This window comes from Acinetobacter sp. CY17 (assembly GCF_059515825.1).
Genome location: NZ_JCAKMX010000049.1, coordinates 1 through 4,458, shown reverse-complemented (window position 1 = coordinate 4,458; position 4,458 = coordinate 1). Strand labels below are relative to the sequence as shown.

Sequence of the window (4,458 nt, the reverse complement as noted above, 5' to 3'; positions counted from 1 at the left end):
ATACAACACCCAAACAGTTGGTGTTGTAGTCAAAATCACTACAAACAACTTGATTTAGTTAACGCTAACGAACAAAATAGACGACTCAGATATATTCTGTTAATAACTCATTTGACGAAAGTTAGGCATCTGTAAGACCTGATGAGTAAGCATCCAAGTTGTGCTGGCGACAATAGCAAGAGTGAACCACCTGATCCCTTCCCGAACTCAGAAGTGAAACCTCTTAGCGCTGATGGTAGTGTGGGGTTACCCATGTGAGAGTAAGTCATCGCCAGCTCATTATTCTAAAAATCCCTCGATCAATGATCGGGGGATTTTTTTTCGCCTATAGAATTTGTATGTCTAAGTTATATTTTTGATATTAAGTTATTTATGCAATTATTTATTTTTTGCTTTATATAGCACTATAGTTTTTAAGTCATATTTATTCATAATCAAAATTATAACGATATTTTAAAACTTGATATTGTTTAGTTAATTTAAATACTGGGGTGAATATTGGCGGTATATTAGGTAAATATTAGATGAATTTTAAACATTATTTATTCATGTAATACTAAAGTTATAGGTATTTATATTATAAATATTTCCTTTTAATACATACAGATAGGGAGATGAAAGTATATGTGTATTTATAATCTTTAGTCGTATTGTGTATTAAAAATCTAATAAGTATATTAAATCCATAAAATGCACTTAATAGTTTTTATTAAGTATGGACAAGTACTCATGGGAGATGAGAACGATGAAGACGGAACAAATAGATATTAATTCTGTTGTCGATAATGCCAAATTTACGCCTTTTCACTTCAATGTAGTTGCTTGGTGTTTATTAATTATTTTATTTGATGGTTACGATCTGGCAATTAATGGGGTAGTTTTGCCATTATTGATGCAAGATTGGGGCTTAAGTGCGATGCAAGCAGGAATGCTCGCAAGTACTGCATTAGCTGGAATGATGTTTGGTGCAATGATTTTTGGTTCGCTTGCAGATAAAATCGGGCGTAAAAAAGTCATTATGATTTGTATTGTACTTTTTAGTGGATTAACGTTTGCTGGTGGTTTTGCATCAAATCCAACAGAATTTGGTATCTTAAGATTTTTAGCAGGCTTAGGAATTGGTGGTGTTATGCCAAACCTAGTGGCTTTAACTTCTGAATATGCACCTAAAAAAATGCGCAGTACCTTAGTTACAGGTATGTTCAGTGGTTATGCTGTAGGTGGTGTAATGGCTGCTTTACTTGGATCATGGTTAACCCCAAGCTTTGGCTGGGAAATTATGTTTTTCATTGCAGGCATCCCATTATTTTTATTACCAGTGATTTGGAAATTCTTACCTGAATCTTTGGGCTTTATTGTTAAACAAAATAAACAAGCGGAAGCGCGTGAAATTGTTAAGCGTATTGCACCAAATACTCAAGTCACAGAGCAAACAGTATTTACATTACCAGAAGAAGCTGTACCTGAAGCTGCTAACGTGGTGAGTTTATTCCGTCGCGGACGTGCAGTGAATACACTATTGTTTTGGATTGCTTTTTTCACTTGTTTACTGACAATGTACGCTCTAAGCAGCTGGTTGCCAAAGCTGATGATGGCAGCAGGTTACTCAATGGACAATAGCCTCATGTTTATGATGGTGATGAACGTGGGTGCAGTTGTAGGTATTGTTGGTGGCGGAATTTTAGCAGACCGCTTCCATTTAAAACCAGTACTGATGTTCTTAGGTATTATGGGTGCGATTGTGATGAGCCTAATGGGTTTTCAATCGAATCAAGCTTTGCTCTATATTTTAGTATTCTTAGCTGGTGCTGCTTCAATTGGTTCACAAATGTTGCTTTACAGCTATGTAGCACAATATTATCCAATGGCTGTACGTTCTACAGGTATTGGCTGGTCATCTGCAATTGGTCGTATGGGCGCAATTGTTGGTCCAATTTTAATTGGTGGCTTACTTGGTATGAACCTACCAGCGCATTTCAATTTCATTGCTGTAGGTTTACCTGTTCTGATTACTGCAATTGCTGTTGCCTTAATTATGAATGAAAAAGATACAGACAAGATCGAGATTGCTCAGCCAGTCAGCGCTAAAGCATAACTCAATGATCCGAAAAGCCCCCTGAAAAGGGGGCTTTTTTATGGCTAAAATTTAAGATAATCGTCACTAAAATGCAGCTTAATTGTCATAAAAAATCGTTTAAATAGCCTAAGTTTATTAAAGCGATCTTTATGTACATGAAAAAAATAACTTTATCTTTAATTGCACTGAGTTTCTTATCACTCGCTGGGTGTAACGACGACAATGACAATGTTCAGGCACAACCCGCAGTAACTGAACCCACTTTGATTTCCTTTGCCAAGCTTAAAGTTGATACTTATGCTGCAGGACCAGAATCTGGTGCTTATGTGAAAGGCGCAAATGGTATTTATCCGCCATTTCCAGGTCAACCTGTACAAGGTTTTTCTGCAGCTTTAAAAAATGCTGATGGCACGTATATGGCCATGTCTGACAATGGATTTGGTGCTCAAGATAACTCGGCTGATTACTTGTTGCGTATTTATCAAGTAAAACCAGACTTTCGCTCTCAAGCCAAAGGCAGCGGTGAAGTTGAGGTCCTAGATTTTATCCAGCTCAAAGATCCTAATCGCCTGATCCCGTTTGAAATCGTGAATAACAATAGCCCAGAGCGTTTATTAACAGGTGCAGATTTTGATCCTGAATCGATGCAACGTGAAGCAGATGGCTCATTCTGGATTGGGGATGAGTTTGGTCCATATTTACTGCATTTTTCTAAAGATGGTGTATTGCTAGATGCACCTATTGCTCTTCCACACCCAACTCAAGCAGGTGTTGAGTTACGCTCACCACAGAACCAAATGAATAAGGCACAAATCAATTATGTTGAACCTTTAGTTCAACGTAGTGGTGGTTTTGAGGGAATGGCGATTTCTCCTGATGGTAAATATTTATATCCATTACTGGAAAAACCATTATCCAATGATAGTACTGGTCAATTAATCATGTCGCAGTTTGATTTAAAAACTAAACAATATACGGGCAAATATTATTTATTTGGTCTAGAGAGCAAAGCATCAGCGATTGGTGATTTCCAGCTGTTTAGCCCAACAGAAGGTATTATTATCGAACGTGATGATACAGAAAATAATCTAGGCGGTTATAAGAAGCTAATCAAAGTGAAATTAGGTGACGTAGGGCAAGTCATTGAACGCGAGGAAATTGTAGATCTTATGGATATTGCAAATCCAAACTTACTCTATGGTACACCGCGTGCAGGCGATATCGCGACGGGTGAGCGTTTTGGTTTCCCATTCCAAACCATCGAAGATATTATTATTGAAGATGCATCTACTTTAACTGTTTTTAATGATAATAACTTCCCAGGATCTTCTGGTCGTAATGCAAAATTAGCAGATGATAATGAAATGATTCAAATTAAACTACCAAATAAACTCTATTAATTCTAAGTAATGGGTGTGTTTATGATTCAAAAAAGCCCCATGATTAATTAATAATCATTAGATCTCTTTCATAAATTAAAAAATGATCTTCTTTTTGATTAATATTTGCACTCCATATTTCTTGACATTCGTGCATAATCTGCGGATGAAATACATCGATTCAAACAAGCTTTCTGATCCTCAGTTCAAGCGATACACGGGCATCTCATGGTCAACCTTCTATTTGATGGTTGTGCAATTGCAGAAGCATGTCCCTGCCAAAGGCAGACCACCCAAGTTAAGCCTGGAGGATCAGGTTCTGCTCTGTTTGAGCTATTGGCGGGAAAATACCGAACCTTATTTCACGTTGCGACGAGTTACGGGGTTTCAGAGCCCACAGCCTCAAGAATTGTCCGTCATGTTGAAGACTGCCTGATTCGGTCCAATCTTTTTAATTTACCTAAAGATTTACCCGAGGGCAAAGGCATAGACTGGAATGTGGTGATCGTGGATGCCACAGAAATTCCAATCCAAAGGCCTAAAAAAACAGAAGAAAAGCTATAGCGGCAAGAAAAAGACCCATACCTTTAAAGTACAGGCCATGATTCACTACAAGACTCAGCAAATTCTGAGTTTATGTACCAGTCGTGGTGCTGTACATGATTTCGAGCTCTTCAAACGCAATTTAAACCAGATTCCTTCAGGAGCCTTTGTTCTTGCAGATAAAGGTTATCAGGGGATTTATACTTTGTATCCCAATAGCCTGTTGCCCTTAAAAGCCAAAAGACGCTGTAAATTGGATCCTGAACTAAAAATCTATAATCAGGAAATCAATAAAAGAAGAATAGCAATTGAGCATGTATTTGGCAGCCTGAAAACCTTCAAGATCCTTGCGGAACGTTATCGCAATAGAGCTAAAAGACTTGGTTTGAGATTCAATCTAATTGCTGGAATTTATAACTTGGAGCTGAGTAAAAAATGATTTATGAAAGAGGTCTATTA

General features: G+C 37.5%; 4 protein-coding genes and 1 rRNA gene. All 5 read left to right on the top strand.

The genetic code is table 11. The annotated features are described in order from the left end of the window. The first annotated feature begins 162 nt into the window (after positions 1-162). A 5S ribosomal RNA gene (gene rrf, locus AC5YCI_RS16070) occupies positions 163-277 on the top strand. 468 nt (positions 278-745) lie between these two features. Continuing rightward, on the top strand, positions 746-2,095 hold the full coding sequence (locus AC5YCI_RS16065; protein ID WP_496175925.1) for an aromatic acid/H+ symport family MFS transporter: 1,350 nt from the start codon (positions 746-748) through the stop codon (positions 2,093-2,095). A gap of 137 nt (positions 2,096-2,232) precedes the next feature. Further along, positions 2,233-3,477 (top strand): esterase-like activity of phytase family protein, encoded by a 1,245-nt coding sequence (locus tag AC5YCI_RS16060; RefSeq protein WP_496175924.1) that lies wholly within the window; start codon positions 2,233-2,235, stop codon positions 3,475-3,477. Positions 3,478-3,684: 207 nt separating this feature from the next. Continuing rightward, on the top strand, positions 3,685-4,020 hold the full coding sequence (locus AC5YCI_RS16055) for a transposase family protein (RefSeq protein WP_496175437.1): 336 nt from the start codon (positions 3,685-3,687) through the stop codon (positions 4,018-4,020). After that, positions 3,968-4,438, top strand: a complete 471-nt coding sequence (locus tag AC5YCI_RS16050; protein ID WP_496129748.1) for a transposase family protein — start codon at positions 3,968-3,970, stop codon at positions 4,436-4,438. The genes AC5YCI_RS16055 and AC5YCI_RS16050 overlap by 53 nt, the downstream gene beginning before the upstream one ends. Positions 4,439-4,458: the final 20 nt, after the last annotated feature.

Coding starts and splice junctions, on each gene's coding strand:
- AC5YCI_RS16065 (WP_496175925.1), top strand. CDS start 746: ATGAAGACGGAACAAATAGATATTAATTCTGTTGTCGATAATGCCAAA.
- AC5YCI_RS16060 (WP_496175924.1), top strand. CDS start 2,233: ATGAAAAAAATAACTTTATCTTTAATTGCACTGAGTTTCTTATCACTC.
- AC5YCI_RS16055 (WP_496175437.1), top strand. CDS start 3,685: ATGGTCAACCTTCTATTTGATGGTTGTGCAATTGCAGAAGCATGTCCC.
- AC5YCI_RS16050 (WP_496129748.1), top strand. CDS start 3,968: ATGCCACAGAAATTCCAATCCAAAGGCCTAAAAAAACAGAAGAAAAGC.